This window comes from Hyphococcus formosus (assembly GCF_046736345.1).
GTDB lineage: Bacteria > Pseudomonadota > Alphaproteobacteria > Caulobacterales > Parvularculaceae > Hyphococcus > Hyphococcus formosus.
The window spans coordinates 1,840,863-1,863,107 of sequence record NZ_CP157210.1 but is presented as its reverse complement, the minus strand read 5'-3'; the positions used below and the strand labels follow the sequence as shown (position 1 = coordinate 1,863,107).

Annotated in this window: 22 protein-coding genes and 1 other RNA gene; 14 read left to right on the top strand and 9 right to left on the bottom strand. The window is 52.1% G+C overall.

Features of this window, described 5'->3' with window-relative positions:
- Positions 1 to 101: 101 nt before the first annotated feature.
- Entirely contained in the window at positions 102 to 2,927 is a 2,826-nt protein-coding gene (locus ABFZ83_RS08520) for a hypothetical protein (RefSeq protein ID WP_411816121.1), read from the top strand.
- Here the strand turns inward: ABFZ83_RS08520 and ABFZ83_RS08515 are convergent.
- The 5 genes from ABFZ83_RS08515 to ssrA form a co-directional block, all read right to left on the bottom strand.
- Positions 2,915 to 3,133: a ribbon-helix-helix domain-containing protein gene (locus tag ABFZ83_RS08515; RefSeq protein ID WP_411816120.1), complete on the bottom strand. Its 219-nt coding sequence runs from the start codon at positions 3,131 to 3,133 to the stop codon at positions 2,915 to 2,917. The two genes, ABFZ83_RS08520 and ABFZ83_RS08515, sit on opposite strands and share 13 nt — an antisense overlap.
- Positions 3,134 to 3,217: 84 nt before the next feature.
- Positions 3,218 to 3,439 (bottom strand): hypothetical protein, encoded by a 222-nt coding sequence (locus tag ABFZ83_RS08510; RefSeq protein WP_411816119.1) that lies wholly within the window; start codon positions 3,437 to 3,439, stop codon positions 3,218 to 3,220.
- A gap of 167 nt (positions 3,440 to 3,606) precedes the next feature.
- Positions 3,607 to 4,998, bottom strand: a complete 1,392-nt coding sequence (fumC, locus tag ABFZ83_RS08505; protein ID WP_411816118.1) for a class II fumarate hydratase — start codon at positions 4,996 to 4,998, stop codon at positions 3,607 to 3,609.
- Between the two features lie 98 nt (positions 4,999 to 5,096).
- Positions 5,097 to 5,615 carry an SspB family protein gene (locus ABFZ83_RS08500; RefSeq protein ID WP_411816117.1) on the bottom strand — a complete coding sequence of 173 codons (519 nt, stop codon included), beginning with the start codon at positions 5,613 to 5,615 and terminating at the stop codon, positions 5,097 to 5,099.
- Between the two features lie 174 nt (positions 5,616 to 5,789).
- Positions 5,790 to 6,164: a transfer-messenger RNA gene (gene ssrA / locus ABFZ83_RS08495) on the bottom strand.
- A 106-nt stretch (positions 6,165 to 6,270) separates the two neighbouring features.
- On the opposite strand from ssrA, the gene ABFZ83_RS08490 reads away from it, so the two are divergent.
- The gene (locus ABFZ83_RS08490; RefSeq protein WP_411816116.1) at positions 6,271 to 6,585 is read left to right on the top strand and encodes a helix-turn-helix domain-containing protein; all 315 of its coding nucleotides are present in this window, start codon (positions 6,271 to 6,273) and stop codon (positions 6,583 to 6,585) included.
- Here the strand turns inward: ABFZ83_RS08490 and ABFZ83_RS08485 are convergent.
- Positions 6,578 to 8,002: a hypothetical protein gene (locus ABFZ83_RS08485; RefSeq protein WP_411816115.1), complete on the bottom strand. Its 1,425-nt coding sequence runs from the start codon at positions 8,000 to 8,002 to the stop codon at positions 6,578 to 6,580. The two genes, ABFZ83_RS08490 and ABFZ83_RS08485, sit on opposite strands and share 8 nt — an antisense overlap.
- 124 nt (positions 8,003 to 8,126) lie before the next feature.
- On the opposite strand from ABFZ83_RS08485, the gene ABFZ83_RS08480 reads away from it, so the two are divergent.
- The 4 genes from ABFZ83_RS08480 (at position 8,127) to ABFZ83_RS08465 (ending at position 11,276) form a co-directional block, all read left to right on the top strand.
- Positions 8,127 to 8,921 (top strand): thymidylate synthase, encoded by a 795-nt coding sequence (locus ABFZ83_RS08480; protein WP_411816114.1) that lies wholly within the window; start codon positions 8,127 to 8,129, stop codon positions 8,919 to 8,921.
- The gene (locus tag ABFZ83_RS08475; RefSeq protein ID WP_411816113.1) at positions 8,918 to 9,412 is read left to right on the top strand and encodes an N-acetyltransferase family protein; all 495 of its coding nucleotides are present in this window, start codon (positions 8,918 to 8,920) and stop codon (positions 9,410 to 9,412) included. The genes ABFZ83_RS08480 and ABFZ83_RS08475 overlap by 4 nt, the downstream gene beginning before the upstream one ends.
- Positions 9,409 to 9,939: a dihydrofolate reductase gene (locus ABFZ83_RS08470; RefSeq protein ID WP_411816112.1), complete on the top strand. Its 531-nt coding sequence runs from the start codon at positions 9,409 to 9,411 to the stop codon at positions 9,937 to 9,939. Before ABFZ83_RS08475 ends, ABFZ83_RS08470 begins: the two co-directional genes overlap by 4 nt.
- A 167-nt stretch (positions 9,940 to 10,106) precedes the next feature.
- Complete coding sequence (locus ABFZ83_RS08465) at positions 10,107 to 11,276, top strand: nuclear transport factor 2 family protein (protein ID WP_411816111.1); 1,170 nt, start codon at positions 10,107 to 10,109, stop codon at positions 11,274 to 11,276.
- On the opposite strand, the gene ABFZ83_RS08460 is transcribed toward ABFZ83_RS08465, so the two are convergent.
- On the bottom strand, positions 11,277 to 12,377 hold the full coding sequence (locus ABFZ83_RS08460; protein WP_411816110.1) for a P-loop NTPase: 1,101 nt from the start codon (positions 12,375 to 12,377) through the stop codon (positions 11,277 to 11,279).
- A 150-nt stretch (positions 12,378 to 12,527) separates the two neighbouring features.
- On the opposite strand from ABFZ83_RS08460, the gene hflK reads away from it, so the two are divergent.
- The 3 genes from hflK (at position 12,528) to ABFZ83_RS08445 (ending at position 16,086) form a co-directional block, all read left to right on the top strand.
- Positions 12,528 to 13,688 carry an FtsH protease activity modulator HflK gene (gene hflK / locus ABFZ83_RS08455; protein ID WP_411816109.1) on the top strand — a complete coding sequence of 387 codons (1,161 nt, stop codon included), beginning with the start codon at positions 12,528 to 12,530 and terminating at the stop codon, positions 13,686 to 13,688.
- 1 nt (position 13,689) lies between these two features.
- Positions 13,690 to 14,577 (top strand): protease modulator HflC, encoded by an 888-nt coding sequence (gene hflC / locus ABFZ83_RS08450; RefSeq protein ID WP_411816108.1) that lies wholly within the window; start codon positions 13,690 to 13,692, stop codon positions 14,575 to 14,577.
- A 120-nt stretch (positions 14,578 to 14,697) separates the two neighbouring features.
- Positions 14,698 to 16,086 carry a Do family serine endopeptidase gene (locus ABFZ83_RS08445; protein WP_411816107.1) on the top strand — a complete coding sequence of 463 codons (1,389 nt, stop codon included), beginning with the start codon at positions 14,698 to 14,700 and terminating at the stop codon, positions 16,084 to 16,086.
- On the opposite strand, the gene serB is transcribed toward ABFZ83_RS08445, so the two are convergent.
- Positions 16,083 to 16,967 carry a phosphoserine phosphatase SerB gene (gene serB / locus ABFZ83_RS08440; RefSeq protein ID WP_411816106.1) on the bottom strand — a complete coding sequence of 295 codons (885 nt, stop codon included), beginning with the start codon at positions 16,965 to 16,967 and terminating at the stop codon, positions 16,083 to 16,085. The two genes, ABFZ83_RS08445 and serB, sit on opposite strands and share 4 nt — an antisense overlap.
- An 18-nt stretch (positions 16,968 to 16,985) precedes the next feature.
- Between serB and miaA the strand changes: the two genes are divergently transcribed.
- The gene (miaA, locus tag ABFZ83_RS08435; RefSeq protein ID WP_411816105.1) at positions 16,986 to 17,885 is read left to right on the top strand and encodes a tRNA (adenosine(37)-N6)-dimethylallyltransferase MiaA; all 900 of its coding nucleotides are present in this window, start codon (positions 16,986 to 16,988) and stop codon (positions 17,883 to 17,885) included.
- Here miaA and ABFZ83_RS08430 read toward each other — a convergent pair.
- Positions 17,878 to 18,561 (bottom strand): lysozyme, encoded by a 684-nt coding sequence (locus tag ABFZ83_RS08430; RefSeq protein ID WP_411816104.1) that lies wholly within the window; start codon positions 18,559 to 18,561, stop codon positions 17,878 to 17,880. The genes miaA and ABFZ83_RS08430 overlap by 8 nt on opposite strands.
- A gap of 242 nt (positions 18,562 to 18,803) precedes the next feature.
- Between ABFZ83_RS08430 and ABFZ83_RS08425 the strand changes: the two genes are divergently transcribed.
- From ABFZ83_RS08425 to ABFZ83_RS08410, 4 genes are all read left to right on the top strand, one after another.
- The gene (locus ABFZ83_RS08425; protein ID WP_411816103.1) at positions 18,804 to 19,571 is read left to right on the top strand and encodes a TVP38/TMEM64 family protein; all 768 of its coding nucleotides are present in this window, start codon (positions 18,804 to 18,806) and stop codon (positions 19,569 to 19,571) included.
- Positions 19,572 to 19,731: 160 nt separating this feature from the next.
- A complete protein-coding gene (locus ABFZ83_RS08420) occupies positions 19,732 to 20,772 on the top strand; it encodes a rod shape-determining protein (RefSeq protein WP_411816102.1) in 1,041 nt (346 codons plus the stop codon).
- A gap of 49 nt (positions 20,773 to 20,821) precedes the next feature.
- Entirely contained in the window at positions 20,822 to 21,727 is a 906-nt protein-coding gene (gene mreC / locus ABFZ83_RS08415; RefSeq protein WP_411816101.1) for a rod shape-determining protein MreC, read from the top strand.
- A gap of 3 nt (positions 21,728 to 21,730) precedes the next feature.
- A complete protein-coding gene (locus ABFZ83_RS08410; RefSeq protein WP_411816100.1) occupies positions 21,731 to 22,243 on the top strand; it encodes a hypothetical protein in 513 nt (170 codons plus the stop codon).
- The last annotated feature ends 2 nt before the right edge of the window (positions 22,244 to 22,245 follow it).

The window sequence follows — 22,245 nt, the reverse complement described above, 5'->3', positions numbered from 1 at the left end:
TTTTTCAGATGAAGTCTAAATGTCACAATATGTTTAACGCAGCATTCACTGTGGAGCGGCATAGTCCATTCTGATCTTTTAGGCCAATCACGGGGTTTCATATGGCTGCGAGCACCTATTCAGCACGCAATAACGGTGACGCGATTGATCCATCGCGTGCGACAGCCGCACTTGAGCGGTGGCGTCGAGCAGTTGCTGAATCGCTCGGCGGCGATCCCGGTGCGCCGCTAGATCAACCCGATCGACGGTTGGTGATGTTGCGTGTTTTTGGTACGACGCGTCGCCTTGCTGATTTATGTATGACCCACCCGGATGCCGCAGCAACCTCTCTAATCGACGGTCCATCGCCAATCCTCGCGCAGGCCGCGCGGGATTTAACGTCGTTAGATCGCGGTGTTGGTGGTCCAGAGGCGTTACATGCTGCGCTTGCGCCGCTCAAAAATCGCGTGGACGTTGCAATCGCAATTGCCGAGTTAAACGGTCAATGGGGTGTGGCCGAAGCAACCGCTGCACGCGTCGACTTTGCTGAGCGCATGGTTGAATGCGGCCTTAGGTGGCTTGTTCGCGCTGCGGTCAAACGCGGAGAACTGAGCGCACCGGACCCTGATAATTTCCTCAAAGGCGTTTTTATCGTCGCCGGTGCGGATTTCGCCCATGAAGATCTCACACCATATGGCCCGCTTGATCTGGTGGTTCTTTACGACGAGGCTATTTTCGAGGCTTCAAATGCGCGCGGCATGGATCGAACTTTTGTTCGTATTGGCGCAGAGCTTCGTGAGGCGTTCGAAGGTAAGCCGGGCGAGCAAACGCTTTATGCATTGCGGACACCCTTAGGCTCAGGCGTTGGCGGCGCAGGCTATGCTGACAGTGTTGCTCGCGTTGCATCCACAGCGGAAGGGCCACAGTCAGACTTATTGAAATTTTGGCTTAGTACGGGCCGCATTGTTGCGGGTGACCGGGAGGCTGGCGGTAAGTTTCTCGAAAATATCGAAAAGCTTGTCTGGAGCGATAATCCAGTTTCCGTAGATTCCCTAGAAAGCTTTGTCACAGCAAATGAACAGGATCCCCGTAGTGCATTTCGTGGTGTGGCAGATTTATGCCGTTTGGTGATCGGCGGCGTTCGGCCGTTATTCCGAACCGCGTCTGCGCGCGACATCTTCGAAACTGCGGCGCAATCTCGCTTTATTTCAAAAGACGCAGCGAGGCGTTTGATTGCAGGCGAGGAACTCGCGCATATCGCAGTTTCACGTTTGCAGATTTTAAAAGGTTGCCCGGCGTTTAATGCGGATCGCGATGACGAACAGCAAGCCCTCGCGCGCCTTTGTGGCTATACGGAATATGAGCAGTTATCGACTGTTTTAGCCGGTGCAAAGGCAGATGCGGTTAGTACATTACGGCGACTCGCAACCGGACCGCGGGAGGAATTGGCGGTTTATCGTTCGAGTGAGGACGGTGTCGACCAAGACGCGGATAAGTTGGAAGATCTAGGATTTTTGAACGGGCCGGGCCTTTCAAGATCAATAGACCGCTGGGCTGAGCACGCGCACCAAGTTAAAGGCGAGAAGCGATTTTCCGCTTGTGCACCTGGATTACTTTCGGAATTCGGTGAAACGCAATATCCAAATCGTGCAGTTAGCCTTTTCGATAAATTACTGAGTGTCGCGGGCGAAAGCCGTGATGTCTTTTCCTTGGTTAGTGAAGGCGCTCCGGAACGTGACGGATTGGTTGATGCACTCGGCTCGTTCAGTCCTGCGATTGCGCCAATCGTTCAATCAGAGCAGGCATGTGCGTTCTTGTTTGAAGGCGCTGGTGTTGAGACACCAAAAACCGCTCAGGAATGGCTATCACGCTACGTGCCGCCAAAGTCTGATCAAGATGACGCATTGTCAAAAATTGGTGCTTGGCGATCTGAGTTGATTGCGCGCATTGCCTATAGCGTTTCCATCGGTGCGACGAGTTTTGATACAGCAGTTGAGGCAATTAATGAAGTTCATATCAGTACCCTGAGCAAAGCATTCGAGGCTGTAAATTTTGCGGCCGATGATAAGACAAAGGCGGCAGCAGAGGAGATTTCACTACATATCTTCGAATCCGATGGGCCGTATGTTCTGGGTGCCGCGACACATCTCGGCTTTATTAGCGCAGCCCCGTTGGGGGAAGCCGGAGAGGGGTTTGCCCGGGCATACCTTGATGGTGTTGGCTCAATGTGTGAGGGGCTTTTTGCGGTTCTGCCTGACACGACCCACCGGCCATCGGGCATCAATGGTGAACTCGTCCCGGATTTGAAAGCCTACAAAAATTATGTGCAGTCTGAGGCGATTGCCCATGAACAGATAATGTTAGCGCGCGGCCGTGTGATCGCAGCGGGTTCCGAAAAAATTGCGGAGAGCGCCCGTGAAGCGTTGCGCGGCGCGGTCGCTTGTTCTCGGCGTGCTGACATATTGTTCCGCGACCTTGATCGCGCCCGTGCACAACGGATGCGGCGTGATCGGCCGAGTTCGGATTGGGACATCGACAAAATTGAGGGTGGTCGTTCAGACGTCGAGTTGATTATCAGCACGCTCGTTTACAAACATGCTTCGGCGCATCCGTTTGTACAGGACTGCAATCCGTCAGAGGCGTTGGACGCAATGGCGCGGTCCGGGTTATTGCCCGAGGTCACTGTTCAATCGCTTAAATCAGCTCGCGCATTCTGGGCGCGATTGCAATTAGTCCGCGCCCTTAGCCAATGGCGAGATCCGATCCAGTCACCGGTACGGAGCCGTTTTGGCAAAATGCTTGCCCGTGCAGCCGGTGTGAGTAATTTCGATCAGGTTCGGCCGATGTTGCGGGGCTATGCCGACGAGGTTGGTAGAGCCTATGCGCAGGTAGTTTTGGGCCGTAACGAAACAAGCGGCGCGAACTATGCGGCTGGTCAATCGCGCTGAGTCGAATTCCGTAGAATGTAAACCCGTATTGCGGATGCCAGTCCCGGCGCGGGATCGATTTTCAATCGATTGCGGTCAATTTGATTGATTAAGGCGGGTAGGGAACATCTTTTTTGGTCCGCGATGATTTCGAGCGCGTCCCAAAATTCAGCCTCTAACGCGATACTTGTGCGATGGCCTTTTAGGGTAATTGATTTTTTAATCATCGGAATAGCGAAAACCGGCTCCTCACCCCCAATGAGGAAACCGGTTCGCGCGCGCTGTGCAAGTAAAAAGTGAAATTGCGCTGCTTAGTTTTTGGTCCAGTTATCCAGACCATGAGCGCGGATTTTGGAGGTCGCCAGCATGACACCGTCGATAATACCGGCCATGTGTGAAACTGCTTCAGCGTCGGCATTGGAAAGGTCTGTGCCTAAAGCGCCATAAAGGGCTTCAATGTCGACATTGTGCGCAAAAAGAAATTGCGCAAGAAGCACGCGCAATTGGCTATCGGAAGGTTTGGTATCGGCCATGATCGTCCTAGTCCTTGTTAAATCCCGTGTCCCAAAAAGCGCCAAATGCCCAATTTTCATTCCATGGGAACAACGCTTGGAATGGTTTAGGCAAGAACCGGTCCAACTTTGCACGTGCCGGGTTTACCGGTTCACGTGCAAAGATAAAGTGCCTTGAATTTGTTATATTATTTCGGTCCAACCATGTCTGCTGGCCGGACGATCCGGTCATATTCTTCAGCGCTGACAAACCCAAGACTAACCGCTTCCTCGCGGAGGGTTGTCCCATTTTTGTGTGCCGTTTTGGCGATCTTGGTTGCGTTATCATAACCAATAACCGGAGCAAGCGCTGTCACGAGCATAAGAGATTGCTCCATCAATGACTTGATTCGCTCTTCATTCGCTTCAATTCCGACGACGCAGCGATCCGTGAAGGAGTTTGACGCGTCCGCGAGCAGGCGGATCGACTGAAGAACATTAATCGCGATAACCGGTTTGAAGACGTTCAGCTCAAAGTGGCCCTGTGAGCCAGCAAAGCTAACGGTTGTGTTGTTACCCATTACTTGAGCGCAGACCATTGTCATCGCTTCGCACTGGGTCGGGTTAACTTTACCCGGCATGATCGAAGATCCGGGTTCGTTCTCGGGAAGGCTAATTTCACCTAACCCCGACCGCGGACCAGAACCGAGCAAGCGTATGTCATTTGCGATCTTGAAAAGGCTCATCGCAATTTCATTTAATGCGCCGTGGGCCTCAACCATGCTGTCATGGGTTGCGAGGGCTTCGAATTTGTTTGGTGCCGTAACAAAGGGAAGCTTGGTATAAGTCGCAACTTCAGCCGCAAAGGTTTTAGCGAATTCTTTCTTGGAGTTTACGCCCGTGCCGACTGCGGTCCCGCCTTGAGCAAGCGCATAGAGAGTGGGAAGCACAGCTTTCGCCCGCTTGATGCCGTTTTTGACCATATGCGCATAGCCAGAGAATTCTTGCCCCAGTGTGACCGGTGTTGCGTCCTGTAAATGGGTCCGCCCGATTTTGATAATCTTTGCGAAGGCTTTCTGTTTTGTGACAAGCTCTGCGTGCAAATGCTCAAGCGCTGGTATTAATTCGTGATTTATTTGCTCAGCTGCCGCGATATGCATCGCCGTAGGGAATGTGTCGTTAGACGACTGGCTCATATTAACGTCATCATTCGGATGAACGGGATCTTTAGACCCGATCACGCCGCCCAAGATCTCAATGGCGCGGTTCGCAATGACTTCATTCGTGTTCATATTTGACTGTGTGCCCGAGCCAGTTTGCCAAACAGAAAGCGGGAAATGATCGTTCAGCTTTCCTTCAGCTACTTCTTTGGCTGCTTTCTCAATCGCTTTGCCCGTTTTGGCCGGGATTGATTTCAGCTTCATATTTGTGCGTACAGCGCCTAATTTAACGATGCCGAGCGCACGAATGAGAGGAGCCGGCATTGTTTCTGTACCGATTGGAAAATTTATGAGCGACCGCGCGGATTGCGCGCCGTAATATTTGTCAGCAGGAACATTGAGTTTTCCGAAACTATCGGATTCTGTACGGGTTTTGGTCATATTAATATCTTTCGCAGATTTTTGGCGGGTGGATTTATTCGATCAGGTGCCGAACCGAAAAACAGAATTGGGGACGCGTGCGTGGCGACGCCGCGCGGTTACTTTTTGCGAAATGCGTCCAAGCTAACGATGTCGGCACCGTCTGATTTTTGTTCGCTCTCGTCCGCGGTGTTGTCCGTATCCGACATATCGGGGTCTTCTGGATCTGATGTCTCGCTTTCATCGACCTCTTCATATTCTTCTTCGACGGCTTCAAAGCTGACACCGAATTGTGCGCTAGGGTCAGCAAACTGAGTGACCGCATCGAATGGAATTACAAGGTTCGCTTCCTTACCTTTAAACCAGAGGGTGACGCTGAACTGGTCGTCGGTAACGACGAGATTTTCGAATTGATGCTGAAGAACGATCGTCATACGCTCGGGATATTGCGCTTTTAAATGATCGGGAATGGAAACCCCGTTCGCGGTGGTTTGAAACTCGATGAAGAAGTGATGTTCTCCCGGCGCGTCGCCAAGCGTGGCAACAATGTTCAATACATCCTGCATCAGAAATCGATAGGCTTTTTTCTGGGCGTCTTGAATTAGTTCGCTGTAATCGAGTTCGACGTCTTCACTCACGATATCCGTCCTTCTGGTAATTCGGTCCCGTCTTTTAACGGGCTAAATGCTGCTGCGCTAGCGCTTGAACGCCCTAAACCCCGCTGATTTGGATAGATTCCTGAAGGTTTAACACCGCCGACAACGAGAAAATACGCCTGCATGGAGGCGATTGTTCAAACAATTTTCAATGAAAGTCCCGGTTTCTGTTGCCAGGTACCGGGGAACCCCGCCTAGCCCTTGGATGGGGGCTAGGGCTTTAAAAAGCGAGCTTACTCAGCTGCATTAAGCAGCAAGAGCGAACTCTTCCGAATTGTTGTCATTAGCAACTATTCAGTTTAGCCAAATAACGGAGGCAAACCGGGCAAAAACATCGTCTTTAGACGCTCGTCGATCCTAGTTCGGCCCCGCCACATCTCCCCGAACCGTGGTTTAAGGAGGAGGAAATCTGGTGGAGCCGCCGGGTACCGCCCCCGGGTCCGAAACGCTTATTACACGCGTCATTTATTGCCATAGCTCACTTGCGCGAGCGCCCTAGATATAGGGCGCGTAGCAAAAAATTTAAAGCCTAATAGGCCTTTAGGCGAAAAAATCTCGGTTTTTGTCAATATTCTGTAATATCCATGCATTATGTGCGCACGGGGCTGATATTTAACTTTGAGATGGGGCAGCAAAAATGGAAGCCAGCGATTTCCGCAAGTGGCGCAAGACTTTGGGACTGTCTCAAAAAGATGCTGCGCATCTATTGGGCCTCAAACGGCGCATGATTCAGTACTATGAAAAAGGCGAACGTGACGGGGAAAAAGTGAAAATCCCTCGCTCCGTTAGATTGGCCTGTTATGCGATCTCGCAAGGGGTTGAAGATTATAATGGGCCCAATCGGAAACTGCATTTAATCGAAAAGAACGCAGACAAATCCGAAAAGTCGCACAAAGACAAATCTTCGAAGGACGAAAACGCAGACAAGCTTCCTGAGCCGATAGCTAGTTAGCTTCTTGCAACTCGGGAACAATCGGCGTTTTGTAGCGGTAATAACTTTCGGCGCTACGCGCTCGCGAAATGCCATCTCGTATTGCTGCAGCTTCCGGATGATTGTCTAGCTTTAGTAATTTTTCGAGGGCGCGGTCGCCGGGACGTCCGAGCTTGAACCGCAAATATCCATAGTCAAAATCGTCGGCAGAGATTTTTTGTTCAGCGATCAGTCTATACTGGCTCTGGGCGCTAATCGCCCAAGGGTTTGCGATCGGCGATGCTAAGCCAACCAAAACGATAACCCACAAACAGGCCATTAGAATGTTGAGACGGCCAACCAGAGGCATCCATTTTTTACCGCGCCAGTTTAACTCGGTAACCAGGCCGGCAAGGCAAACAAAAGAGTAAGCCGCGACAAGGCCGTTGATAACAAGACCGGTCAATCGCGGCGGTGTCAGGCCATACTCATCGATCCGTAAGCCAAACGCATAAAATGCCAGCCCGGAATAGACAGGAAATCCAAGCAAGGTGATAAGCGTCGGTAGGCGAAGCCAAATTGGCGGCGCAGCGCCCTGGCCATTTTGATAAACGCCATTGAATATCAGCATGCCGGCAATCGCCAGCACCATCATCCAAATACTCGGATAGGGCCTGTCGAACACGACGCCCACACCCTTTGTTGCGAGCACCAACAAAAGGGTAATCGTGAAAAGTGCCGTAATGACCATGAGAATTCGGCAAAACAAAAGAAGCACATAGCGCAAGGCATTAAGCACCGATTGTTGACTGCGCATCAATGCGATCGATAGGCCGCCAATTGCGCCAAGGAATGGCAGTAGAAACCATCCTTCTTTGAAAAGCCTGTGGAAAAAGTCCACGTCCATTTGCTTTAATAAATAGGCCCACGCAAACAGGAGAAGAAGTGATAAACCGGCAAAAAGCTTCGCGCCGCCTGTGATTAGGGGGAGTGTCAGCCCGTGGAAAAAAACGTCTTTGTAAAATGGGAATGCAAAAAGGGACGATCCCCGTTCAAAACCGGCTTTTAGTAAGACTATCAAGAGAAAAACGGCCAAACCCCGACCCACAAATAGCCAGAACATCCCCGGAAACGGATCATAGTTGTCGGTTTCGACGGCGAGCGTGCTGAAAATAAAATAATCGGGGCCGGTCATAATCACGCCGATGAGAAATGCCCCCAATCCGGCGCGGGCTATTTGGCCTGCTTCGGTCAGCAACAGATAGGAAAATGCGGTCGTGACGATAAAAAGGAGAGTGGTGAACGCTAAAAAGCGTTCGTCATGGTCATCTATCCAATATTCTCCGATTCCATAGGAAATACCGCCAGTCAGGAGCCCGATCACCAGTCCGGTGAGCGCCAGTCCTCTCGCAGTTTCGGCAGAACCTACTTGATTGTCAGGGGTTCCCGAAATACCCATGCGCCACAGCTCCCCACTGGTTGATCCGCTTTTCGTAACATTAGCGGAAACGGGGAAAAAGCAACAGTTGGATCGTCCCGCAAGATCGTTAAACTATGTGGGAAACAGGAGATTCGCCAAGTTTATGCGTCAATATCTGGAACTACTTTCGCGTGTGTTGGAAAACGGTGACGAACGAATGGACCGGACCGGGGTCGGGACGCGCGCGGTTTTCGGTCACCAATCCAGATATGACCTGTCAGAGGGTTTTCCGTTACTGACCACGAAGAAGTTGCACACGAAATCAATCGTGCACGAATTATTGTGGTTCCTTTCGGGCGATACAAACATTCGATATTTGAAAGCGAACGGCGTTTCGATCTGGGACGAGTGGGCCGACGAGAACGGTGATCTCGGGCCAGTTTATGGTCAGCAATGGCGATCATGGGCAGGGCCGGATGGAGAAACGATTGATCAGATTTCTTGGGTTATCAACGAAATCAAGAATAACCCTACATCACGCCGATTAATCGTCAGTGCGTGGAACCCCGGGGAGCTTGATAAAATGGCACTCGCGCCATGCCATTGCCTTTTCCAGTTCTTTGTCGCGGACGGCAAATTATCGTGCCAATTATATCAGCGCTCAGGCGATGTGTTTTTGGGCGTTCCGTTTAATATCGCATCATACGCATTGTTGACCGCAATGATTGCACAAGTATGCGGATTAAAAGCGGGCGATTTCGTGCATACATTGGGGGATGCACATCTTTATTCGAACCATGTCGACCAAGCGCGTGAACAATTAGCACGTACACCGCATGACCTGCCTACGCTGCGCCTCAATCCAGAAACAACCAATATTTTCGATTTTACTTTTGATGATATCGCCATCGAAAATTACTCGCCGCAGCCGCATATCAAAGCGCCAGTTGCGGTATGACCGTTTCCGTCAGGGCAGCAACAATTGGTGATGAAGCGATTATTTTGAGCTTCATTAAAGAACTCGCTGAATACGAAAAGCTGAGCCACGAAGTCGTGGCAACGGAAAGAGACCTAGAGGTCACGCTTTTTGCCGATAATCCTAGGGTGTTCGCGCTTATTGCCGAACAATCGGGTGCGGCGGTGGGTTTTGCGCTTTATTTTTTCAACTACTCCACTTTTTTAGGGAAGCACGGGCTTTACCTCGAAGACTTGTATGTTCAGCGGCAATACCGAGGAATTGGAGCAGGCAAAGCACTGCTCGCGTCACTAGCAAAGATCGCTGTCGAAAATGACTGCGGGCGGATGGAATGGTCTGTGCTGGATTGGAATAAGCCGTCAATTGAGTTTTATCGGTCGCTAAACGCCGAGCCGATGGACGGTTGGACGACCTATCGTTTAACCGGTGATCCGTTAAGGGCATTAGCTGCCTATGAGATGAACGGCCGATGACGGATATTTCGTTATCTCTCGCAGTGGCGGTCGCGCGGAACGGCGTCATTGGCGTCGACGGAGATTTAGCGTGGAAGATTTCTGACGATCTCAAATGGTTCAAGTCCATCACCATGGGCAAGCCTATCATCATGGGGCGGAAAACTTTTGATTCGATTGGCCGACCGCTTCCGGGGCGGGATAATATCGTCATTACCCGCGCGACGGGATTTAGCGCCGAAGGGGTTTTTATCAGCAGGTCAATTGATGCGGCGCTGCATTTGGGTCGCGAATGTGCTGAGGCGGTGGGCGCGGAAGAATTTTGCGTGATTGGGGGCGCAGAAATATACGCCCAAACGATCAATCTAGCGGATAGAATTTATCTGACCGAAGTTGACGCCGATGTAGACGGAGACGCGTTTTTCCCGACCATTGATTCGTCACAATGGAGCCGCAAATTACTTTCGAGCTGTGAAAAGGGCCCGAAAAATCAATATTCTTGCGAATTTTTCATTCTAGACCGGCTCCCGATGAAACCAGCGAAATAGGCTGTTTTTTAAACGTTTTTGCCATCTGCCATTTACGATATCGACAGTAAATTAAACATTCGCTGGCAATAAGTTCCTAATGCATCGTCCTGTGCGTTAATGTCTTAGCTGTGTGGCGCAGACCTATTAAGCGCAATCGCACAAGCACCGATTCGAGGAGGGGACATATGAAACGGGCTTTATCAGGGATTTCATTTTTTATCGGGATCGCCGCAGCGGGGGCTGCATTGGCGGAAACCGATAAATCCAGTTGCGTTCGCGGAAGCGACGCGCGCGTCATTGAGGTTTTAACGCCCGGCAATGTTGGGCAAAGTTGTGATGTTCGATATACGCGCGGTGGCGGCTCTAATGTGTCCGTTCCGTATCATGCGAATAATTCCGACAGTTTTTGTATTGAAAAAGCTAATGCGATTGTGACACGGCTGAAGTCTGCGGGTTTCACTTGCACTGTTTCAAAACCAGCCTTGCGTGCCGAAACAACCTCCGCTCCAGTAAGCGACTATGTTGTCGATACGACCCACGCCCCGACGCAGGAGGCGTCTTCGAGTTCAATTGAGACGATGGATGCGCCGGTCCCGTTAGCTATGGAGCCAGTTGGTGGAACAGCATCAACAGGTGATTACCAACAACCCCAACAGGAAGATGACGTATTAGAAGAGCGCATGAGCCAAATTCTTGCGCAGCCATCACTGGCTGAGCCGTCTGGTGAACCGGCCGTGTTGGTCGAACAGCGCGCTGAGACATCGAACGTGAGACACGCGCCGATCGGTTCCGGTCGTATGTTGGGTGCAGCACCTGATGCGCCGAAACCCGCGACTGCGGTTACAACCGCAAGCCTTGCGCAAGAACCGGCTCAACCGGTTACTACGCCTACGGTCGTTAGTAGTCAGCAATCACCGGCAGATAATTCTGTTCCGCAATTAACTGAGAAAAAAGAACCAAAGAAATCAACGTCCGTACTGCGGACGCCGCAAGAGGTCATTTTAGCTTCTATTTTCGCTCAGGCTGCTGCGTGGAATGAAGGCAATCTGGAAGCATTTATGGAGACCTATTGGAAGAGCGATGACTTAAAATTCGTCTCCAACACCTCGATCACGCGCGGCTGGTCGTCGACGATGAAGCGTTATCGTGAAACCTATGGCGGCGGTGCAACCCTTGGCCAACTCGGCTTTGAAAAGCTTGACGTGAAAATGATAACGGATGATGTGGCGACTGTGACCGGCCGATTTAATCTAGATCAAGATGGTGAATTATCGAGCGGTACTTTCAGCTTGGTGATGCGTCGCGATAATGGCGCATGGCGCATCGTTCATGATCATACGTCCTCGGACGAATAATCAGTCATCGATACTTTTCCCGATTTTTTCGGCAAGTTCTTTGAAGCTATCTGATGCGGGGTGCTCACGTGCTGCAAGCGGCATTCCCTCATCTGAAGCCTGACGAAGCTCTGGGTAAAGCGGTATTGAACCTAGAAACGGGGCCTCTAGGGCATTAGCGGCCTTGCGTGCGCCGCCTTCGCCAAAAATATACTGACGCGATCCATCCGGCATTTCGAGCCAAGCCATATTTTCGATAATGCCGAGAACAGGTGTTTTTGTCTGCCGAAAAAGCGCGACTCCGCGGCGCATGTCGGCCAATGCCATTTCCTGCGGTGTAGAAACAATTACCGCGCCCGATAACCGTTTCGATTGGATCAGGGACAAATGCGTGTCGCCGGTCCCGGGCGGGGTATCGATGAGAAGGATATCAAGCTCGCCCCAATCTACATCGGTCATAAGCTGCCGTACCGCGCCCATTACCATTGGCCCGCGCCAAGCCACCGCTTTTTCTTGATCGACCAGCCAGCCTATCGACATTGCTTTTACGCCATACGCCTCATGGGGCACGATTTTGCCTTCGCGCATAGTTGGTTTGTCTTTGAGGCCAAAAAGAGTGGGTAGGGACGGGCCATAAATATCCGCATCAAGGATCCCGACCCGTTTTCCGGTAGCGGCCAGTGCGACGGCCAGATTTGCTGCGACCGTAGATTTTCCGACCCCGCCCTTGCCAGAGGCAACGGCAATAACGCTTTTCACACCGGTCAGTGTTTCACCAGCGGCTTCGATCTTTGGTTTTCCTTTGAGGCCAAATGGATTTGCATGGGCTCCGGCTGGCGTGGTCGGTTTTTGGGTTTGCGGGGATTGGGCCTGATGCGCGGTCGCAACTGCTGAAACCGATGAAACACCGTCCACTGACCCCGCTGCCGCTTTGGCTGCTTCCAAGAGCGCCTCGGAGGCTTGGCGGTCCGCGCCGGCTAGTTCTAAAGTGAAACGCACGCGGCCATCGTCATCGGCCGCAAGACCGCGAATCGCGCCGGCAGCGATAAGGTTGCGTCCCGAGGCGGGATCGTTAATGGTCTCGAGAGCGGCGCGAACGCGCATGATCAGGGGATTGGTCACAGTTGCCTTTGAAATCCTTTAAAAAAACGCAGAGCGCGCGTTGCACGCGGGCAATTTGGTAACATATATACGGCTCTATACAGTCACTTCCACCAGTGCTCGGAAAATGAATCGGGCGCAAGGTGAAATAATCAAGCAAAGAGAGGCTCAATGCCCTGGCAAGATAATTCTGGCAATGGCGGCGGTCGCGGACCTTGGGGGCAGCCCCCTCGCGGTAATGGCGGCGGAAACAATAATGGCGGCAGACGGAATGATCCGCCGGATCTCGAAGATCTGCTTCAAGCGTCTCGCCAGCGATTAAAGCGGGCCTTTCCCCGTGGCGGCCGCGGCGGCGGAAACGGTGGCGGTGGTTTCAATATGTCGGCTGCAACCGGTGGTCTGGTCGCTGGGGCGGTTGTGTTGTTATGGCTTGCCAGTGGTATTTATCAGGTCGCAACGAATGAACTTGCCGTTGTAACGACCTTTGGAAAATACGACACCGTCAAAGGCCCAGGCCTTCATTGGCATATACCTGCGCCAGTGCAGAGCGTGAACAAACAGCCAGCGCTAACGCTCCAAGATACAGTTATTCCGGCGAATGATCGCCGGTCCGGTCAGTTATCGCCGGGCCTTATGCTGACTGGTGATAAAAATATCGTCGATGTCGCATTCACCGTACAATGGAAGATCAAATCAGATCTCGTGCCCGCACCCGGTGAAGACCTTCCCGGTGTCGCACAGTTTGTGTTCAACATTGATGATCCGGCTGCATTGGTGCGGATGACCGGCGAAGCGGCAATGCGTGAAGTCGTAGGGAGTAATACCCTAGATTTTGTTCAGACCGAAGGCCGCGTTGAAGTTGCTGAGGAAAGCAAACAGTTGATGCAGGCGGCGCTCGATAGCTATCGCGCCGGTATCGACATTGAACGTGTCAATATGACCCTTGCCGAGCCGCCAACTCAGGAAGTCAACGAAGCCTTCCGTGATGTTCAGGCTGCGGAGCAAAATCAGGCGACAGTCATTCAAAATGCACGGCAATATACAAACCAGGTCGTGCCTGAGGCACGTGGTGAAGCGCAACGCATCCTTGAGGAGGCGCGCGGTTATGCAGCCGAACGGACTGCGGATGCCCGTGGTCAGGCGGCGCGCTTCAATGAAATCTACACAGAATATGCGCAAGCTCCAGAGGTGACCCGTCAACGCATGTATCTCGAAACAGTAGAGCGGGTTCTTGGCGACATGGATAAAGTTATCGTCGACGAAAACGCGGGGTCAGGCGTTGTGCCGTTCCTGCCGCTGAATGAGCTGCGCAGAAATCAGGGAGCAAACTAAGATGAATAAACTTCCATTGCCCCTAATTGGTATTGCGGCGCTTGCCGTTTTGGTCGTCATTTTGAACTCGGCGTTTATCGTTCCGGAAACTCATTCGGCATTGGTCTTCCGTTTTGGTGAGCCGAAAAACCAGTACACCGAAGCCGGCCTTAAGTTTAAGGTGCCGTTTGCAGAGAGCGTCGATTTTATTGACAAGCGAAATCGTAATCTTGAGCAAGGTCAAACAGAGATCATTGCCCGCAATCAGGAACGACTAATCGTTGACGCGTTTGCTCGGTATCGGATTATTGATCCACTGCGTTTTTATCAGTCAGTCCGAAGTGAGACCATTGGTGAAGACCGTGTCGGTTCTCAGCTCGAAGATGCTTTGCGCGCGGTGTTAGGCTCTGTGACGGTTGACGAAATTATCTCTGAACGCCGTAGCGAATTGATGGGTCGTATCCAAGAGCAACTCAGTCAGTCTGCAAGGCCATTGGGTGTTGAGATTATCGATGTTAAAATCCGCCGTGCTGACCTGCCGCAAACCAACTCAGAAGCGGTTTTCCAGCGGATGATCGCTGAGCGGCGTCAGCTTGCGCAGCAATATCGTTCCGAGGGTAGTGAGCGCGCGAACCAGATCAGGGCGCAAGCTGACCGTCAGGTTATCGAGATCAAGGCGCAAGCCGAAGAAGAAGCGCAAAAGATTCGCGGTGCTGCGGATGGTGAGCGAAATGCGATTTTTGCGGCTGCTTACAGCAAAGACCCAGAGTTTTTCGCTTTCTACCGCTCACTGTTAGCTTATGAGGAAGCCCTCAAGAAAAGTGGCGAAAGCGGCGACACAACCATCCTGCTCTCGCCAGAAAGCGAATTTTTCCGCTATTTCAATAACTTGGACGGAAAGCGGAACTAACTCGAAAATTGATCGACGATTGACCGCCGGGATGCGCGTTTGAGGCGTTTCCCGGCGGTGCTGTTTGGGTTAACCTATTTCACCTAGGGTATTTTTCTCGGGGATAGAGTAGAGGCGAATATGGCTCGAATGGGGATTGTGCGTAGTGTTCTGGCGAGCGTCGTTGCGTCGGGAAGCCTATTGGCTACAGACTTTAGTGCGGTCGCAGCGGGGCGCGGCGCGCCAGACAGTTTTGCAGATTTGGCCGAGCAGTTAACGCCGGCGGTGGTCAATATTTCCTCTGCCCAGCGAAGTGCTGGTGGACGCGCGACCGGGGAGCTTGCGCCGCTTCAACGTAAATTCGACCGCCCGGCCGTTTCTTTGGGGTCCGGGTTTATTATCGATTCATCCGGTGTGGTCGTCACAAATAACCACGTTATCGACAACGCCGATGACATTACGGTCACCTTGCATGATGGCCGTGAGTTTTCGGCGAGCGTCATTGGCCGCGACCGCGAAACGGATTTGGCGGTAATGCAGCTTGATGGTGGCTCGACCAAATTTCCCTATGTCAGTTTTGGCGACTCTGACGCCGCAAGGGTCGGCGATTGGGTTATTGCAATCGGTAATCCCTTTGGCCTTGGCGGCACAGTGACAGTCGGAATTGTTTCTGCACGCAATCGGGATATCAATTCTGGTCAGTATGATGATTTTATTCAAACTGATGCAGCTATTAACCGCGGTAATTCCGGCGGGCCGCTCTTTGATATGGACGGCAAGGTCGTTGGGGTGAACACGGCGATCTACTCACAGACCGGTGGTTCTGTCGGTGTCGGGTTTGCAGTGCCCGCCGATCTTGCAAATACGGTCATCTCGCAATTGCGCGAGTTTGGCGAAACGCGGCGCGGCTGGTTGGGTGTCTCTATTGATGATGTTTCACCGGAGCTAGCTTCATCGCTTGGTCTGCGCGCGCCAAAAGGGGCGTTGGTAACAGTCGTTCGTCCCAATAGTCCCGCTGCCGATGCGGGCCTTGCGCCGAATGACGTGATTTTGCTGTTTAACCGCCGTAACATAGATAGTGTGCGTGACCTCACGCGTGCTGTGGCAGATACGCCCATAGGTACGACGGTGCCACTTGTGGTGCTGCGTGATGGACGCCGGGTCAGCGTCTCGGTCCGCGTTGACCGCCGCGAAACCAGAATGCTGGCGGCGAATTCTTCAGGCATTTTACCTGCGAATGCCGCGAAAGGGTCCGGCCTTACATTGCAGGAACCAACAGAGGAAATCCGTCAAGCCTTTGGGCTTCCCGCAACGGTGCAGGGGGTTGTCGTCACTGCCGTTGATCCGGAAAGCCCTGCAGCAATTGTTCTGCAGCCGGGGGATATCATTCTCGAAATCGGTTGGGAGCGCGTTACACGACCGTCAACGGCGGTCGATAAGCTCGGTAAACTTCGTAACCTCAATAGCGGGCCAGTGCAGATCTACGTGCAGCGTGGTGATTTGCTGTTCTACGAATCGTTGCGCCCTTAATGTTGAAATTCCGTTTGCGGAATGCCTTGCAGGTATAAAAGCGCTGTTAGATCAGCATAGTCTATTCTCGCATGTGCTGCAGCGGCGACTGCGGGTTTCGCGCGAAATGCGACGCCAACACCTGCGGCCCCAAGCATGGATAGGTCATTCGCACCATCACCGACCGCGATTGTATCCGCCAATTTTATATTGGCTTCATCGGCTAGACGTTTGAGTGCTTTTTCCTTTGCTGCGCGGCCTAATATGGGTGTTTTAACTTCGCCCGTAAGTTTACCGTCATTCGACAGCAGTTCATTTGCCTGATTGTATTTAAAGCCGGTTTCCTTTGCGACGCGGCTTGTAAAAAAGGTAAAGCCGCCGGAGACCAGTGCGGTCATTGCGTCCATCGCATTCATCGTTTGAACCAAAGTTTTCGCACCGGGGGTTAGCGAAATTTTGTGTTTGAAGGCTTCAATCAAAACCTCTTCTGAGAGGTCCTTCAGCATTGCAACGCGCGCCTTTAGCGCTTCATCGAAATCGAGTTCACCGCGCATTGCGCGTTCTGTGATGTCAGAAATTTCTTCGCGTTTTCCCGCATAATCCGCAATTTCGTCGATACATTCTTGTTCGATGATTGTTGAATCCATATCCGCGATCAGCAGTTTTTTACGCCGATTTTCTGCTGAAATGAGGTTAATATCGACCCGAACCTCGCGCGCCATTGCCGCCGCTTTGGATAACGCTTCCTTAGCAGGCGGCTTTGCAAGTCCAATATCATAGGCGATATTCGGGGCGAGAATGCGTGGCGGCGTTCCCTTGACCGCGTCGCCTATGCGGTCGAGAAGGTCGGAATCAATTGTTGGGTTTTCGGGATTAGCGACGACCGAGAGAATATAAGTCATACGAGTACGGACGGCTCCATGAGCGCTGCAAATTTGATCTTTATCGCAGGGCCGACCGCTGGCGGCAAGTCAGCGGCAGCATTATCTGTGGCGGAGCAGCTTGATGGGGAAATCGTCAATGCTGACGCGATGCAGGTTTACCGGGATTTATGGGTGCTGACCGCCCGTCCATCCGCGGAAGACGAAGCGAAAATCCCGCATCACTTATATGGGGTGGTCGATGGCGCGACGCGATATTCTGCGGGGATTTGGGCGGCGCGCGCCGCGCAGATTATTGCTGAAATACAATCGCGCGGAAAAACGGCGATCGTTGTGGGCGGCACGGGGCTATACTTTCGAGCCCTAGAGGAGGGGCTATCTCCAATTCCTGATATTCCGCAATCTGCGCGAGAAGAGGCATTAGACCGGTGGAATAAATTGGGGGCCGAAGCTTTCCGGCAGGAAGTCATTACGACAGATCCGCCGATGGCGCGGCTACCTGTTGGTGATACGCAACGCCTCTTGCGCGCTTGGGAAGTGCAAAAAGCAACAGGCAAGCCCCTCTCATATTTTCAGGCTTTACCGCGAAAGCCGCTTGTCCAAGAGGTTTCAGGACGTGTTGTCATCGTGCCTGTGCGCGAAGCCCTTTATGCAAATTGTGATCGGCGCGCGGCCCAGATGCTCGAAGAAGGGGCCATTGATGAGGTGCGCGCGCTTATGGAAAGAAAACTTGATCCTGCGATGCCGGTCATGAAGGCATTAGGGGTCGCGGAGTTGGTATCATTCCTGAGTGGGGCGGCGGATCGGGAGGCTACGCTTTCGCAACTTCAGCAAAACACGCGGCGATTTGCGAAACGGCAAATGACCTGGTTTCGCAATCAGGCGGCCGAATGGCCTCAAGTCCATAATGGTGCCGAGGCGATAAAATTGCTCAGTTAACTGGGCGCAGAAACAATTCACGTTCTTTCGCGCGGCGTTCTGTTAAATGTGGGATTGATTGCAATTCGCCGTTAATTCTGGCGCGATCATGAAATATAAATGCGTCTGCCGCGCCCTGATAGTCGCCGTTATTTAAAAGCTCCAAAACGGAGCTATTTGAAAAACGGGTTGAACCCAAATTATAGGCAAGTGATACGAGCGCCGAAAACTGGTTTTCATTGATCGGAACGACGACCAATTCGCGTACCGCATTTTCCGAGTAAGCAACATCTTCGCGCAATAGGCGTTCGGCTTCTGCTTCGGTTATCGTCATGCCGGGTTCTGCGGTGCGCGCATGTCCATAACCGATGAGCCATTGTCCATACAAATTGTAGGCTTCAAGCTCCAACCCTTCGCTTTCCTTGATGATTTCGAGCCCGGCTTCGTTGATACGAAGTTGCGAATTATCCGGCGCGTTTTCATCAAGAGATTCATTTGTTATCGAGGCGTCTGCACTTACGTCTTCGACGGCATCCGCAGCATTCGGAATTGGCTCATCTAGCTTGCCGAACCATCGCTCAACGGCGGTAAAAGCGCCTGCACTAATGCGGCTCGCCCAGCCCGGCGCGCCATTGCGGTCTCCGACGAGAACGCCCAATAGAAAAATGATGAGCCAGAAAAACAGTGAAATACGCATAGCTTACTCTCCCCGCCGTATTCATCATTCGCGCGGTGTTAGCCACAATTTCCCCACGCGATGGTGGACCTTTAAGCCGTCAATCGCAATGTTAACCTTTATCTTCCCGGATAGATTGCATAGGCTGTTGGGGAGCGTTATTTAATAACGTAAAGGGCACGGCTGTTTGGGGCTATAAAGCAGCTAAAATGGGGTTAGTTCGGCTAGTGTCGTTTAGACGCTGCGCTAGGTGGAACCGCTATATGATTGAGTTTCTGCGCCTTTTGGGGCGCTTGCTCACGTCGATGGATGCCAAGGCGATAACGTCTTTGGCGGTCTCCGTGATCTTGCTTGTTTTCGTCGTTTTGATGCTCGCATTCGGGCAGCAATGGCTAAATATTGACCAAGAAGAAGGGCTTACTCAACTTCTGGTGACTGCCGCTGAATCTCCTTGGGCAGTTATAGGGGTCGTTTCTATTTTTGTTTTTCTTGCGTTGACCGGCTTTCCGCAGATTTTCTTGATCACGGCGACCGTCATTGTATTTGGCCCGCAAAATGGTGCGATCTATTCATGGATTGCCACGATGACGAGCGCCACGTTGACCTTTGGTATTGGCCATTTCCTCGGTGGGCGTTGGGTTCGGCGCAAAGGCGGGATTAGGGTGCAGCGCACCATAGATTTTATCGGTCGTCACGGCATTTTGGCGAGTGGCTTGGTCCGAGTAGTGCCTTCTGCGCCGTTTATTGTCGTCAATGCCGCAGCTGGGGCCGCGCATATTCCGATGTGGAAATTTTGGGTGGGGACGGGGATAGGTATCATCCCTAAAATCCTTGTGGTAGCGGGCCTTGCGGCATTTACGCCCGATACGGAGGCATTGCGCGATGGCGTTTCCGGCGTGGTTGAATTCTTTACAAGCCGCAATCCCAGAGACTTATCGATAATTGCGTTGATTATCGCGGCTTGGTTGAGCTTCCTTCTATTTGTCCGCTGGATTTATCGACGCTTGCGGAAAAGCGAAAATGTTTATTGAAGAAACCCGTATGATGTTCGAGAATCCTGTTAATGCGTAAATATTCAGCATCGACCTTTTCTGGAAAAATAACGGCGATCGTGTCTTTGTTGACGATTTAGGAACCCATTAAGGATAAGAACGTCCGTGATTATTAGTATCCACGAATAGGACAAGCCCAATGTTCTCTACTTTGTTAGGCATGCTTTCTGCGGACATGGCCATCGACCTCGGTACGGCAAATACGCTGGTTTATGTAAAAGGCCGCGGGATCGTGCTGAACGAGCCGTCAGTTGTTGCGATTGAAACCCGCGGTGGCCGCAAGATGGTGCGCGCTGTTGGTAACGAAGCGAAAGAAATGCTTGGCCGTACGCCAGGTGAAATTGAAGCCATTCGTCCTATGCGTGATGGTGTTATTGCCGACTTTGAAGTCGCAGAAGCAATGATCAAGCACTTCATCCGTAAAGTGCATAATAGTCGTTCATTTGCGTCACCGAGGATTGTCGTTTGCGTACCGTCCGGTGCGACCGCGGTTGAACGCCGGGCTATTCAGGAATCTGCATTATCGGCAGGGGCTCGTAAGGTCGAATTGATCGAAGAACCGATGGCTGCTGCAATCGGTGCGGGTCTTCCGGTGACTGAGCCAACCGGTTCTATGGTTGTGGATATTGGCGGCGGGACAACAGAGGTTGCGGTCTTGTCCTTGGGCGGCATCGTTTACTCGCGCTCTGTTCGCGTTGGCGGTGATACAATGGACGATGCGATCGTCGCTTACATTCGCCGCATGTATAATCTATTGATTGGCGAAGCATCTGCAGAGCGTATCAAAAAAGAGGTAGGTTCTGCGATGATCCCGACGGAAGGGTCGGGCACAACTATTCAGATCAAAGGCCGTGATTTGATGCATGGCGTTCCGAAAGAAGTACGCATCGGTGAGGCGCAAGTCGCCGAAGCGCTTGCGGAACCAGTGAGTCAGATTATTGAAGCGGTGAAGGTTGCGCTTGAAGCAACGCCACCGGAATTGGCTGCTGATATCGTCGACACCGGAATTATGTTGACGGGCGGTGGGGCGCTGCTCAAGAATCTCGATCAGGTTCTTCGCGATGAGACTGGCTTGCCAGTTTCTGTAGCGGATGACCCACTATCATGCGTTGCTCTTGGTACTGGCGCAGCGTTAGAAAATACGAAAGCAATGCGCGGCGTACTGTCTTCGGCCATCTAAAGCCATTACAGCGTAAACGTCGCGACAACACGGATCTTGTTCGCGAGGCATGGAATTTCTGGGGCAGGACAGACGCGAGGGATTAGGACGTAAGGCGCACTCGCGCTTTGTCCTGTTCCTACTTATTCTCGTCTCGGTTTTGCTTCTACTTTCCAGCCTCTATTCAGCGCAAGCATCGGTTTTTAAGAAGGCGCGCGAGGGGGTCATGGACGCCGCGTCGCCGGTCCTTACATTCTTTTCTGCACCCATCAATTATATTCATGACGTTGCCGGTTCGGTTGGCGACTATTTTAACGTCATGGAACAGAACAAGGCGCTTCGCGAAGAAAATGCGGAGTTACGCCAATGGATGGTAGAGGCGTTGGAGCTGCGTGAAACGGTTGCCAGCTTTCAAGCGCTCGAAGGTTATCAGGCACCACCTAACGCGCAGCCAGTAACGGCGTTTGTTATCGGTGAGTCAAATGATGCATTTGCCCGTTCGATGATCGTTAATGCGGGGCGCGCTCGAAACATTGAAGTTGGTCAAGCGGTAGTCGACGATCACGGGCTGGTCGGCCGGATTGTTGAGGCCGGCGGATCCGCATCGCGTGTATTGCTGTTGACCGATATCCAAAGTCGTATCCCCGTTTATGTGGAGGGTGCTGATATTGAAGGCATGCTTGTCGGCAATACGCGTAAAAACCCGGTCATTAGTGTCACTGTAACTGACGATGAGATCGAAGCAGCGCCGGGACAGCGGGTTTTGACGTCCGGGGCTGGTGGTGCGCTACCGCGTGGTTTGCCTGTCGGTACGGTGAGTGGTGAGCGGAATGACGAAATAATTGTTGATCTCTATACAAATTATGCGCGAACGCGGATGGTACGGGTCATCAATTATGCCTTCCCATCTGTCAATCCAGTCGAAGAAGAAGCAATTGTAACCGGCGAAGACGAGCCAACGCCGGCTGAGGGTTAGGGCATGGGATACCGTGCTGAAAACCTGTTCCGACTTTTAAAAGCGATAACCCCGACGATTCTTGGCTTAATCGGGGTCGTCATGCTGGCGGCACCTATCCGGCTATTTGAAGGGTTTGCACCAACGCCAATCATCCCGTTGGTTGTCGTATTTTTCTGGTCAATTTATGATCCAGACTCATTGCCATCATTCAGTGTGTTTCTGATCGGTATTGTTCAGGATTTGTTAACTGGTGGTCCGCTTGGCCTGTGGCCATTGGTATATCTTTCCACCCAATTCATCGTAATGGCGCAAAGGTCTTATTTTCTGGGTCGCGAACAAAAGGTCGTCTGGGTCGGTTTTGGCTTTGCAGCCGCGGGCGCAGGGCTTATCTTATGGCTTGTGATGAGTTTAATGTCAGGCGTGTTGCTACCGATTTGGTCGTTGGTTTTGCAACTCGCTGCTACGATCATGATCTACCCGTTATTTGGTGCCGCATTTAGCGAGTTGCATCGGCGCGTTTTGGTGGAGGCGTAGGC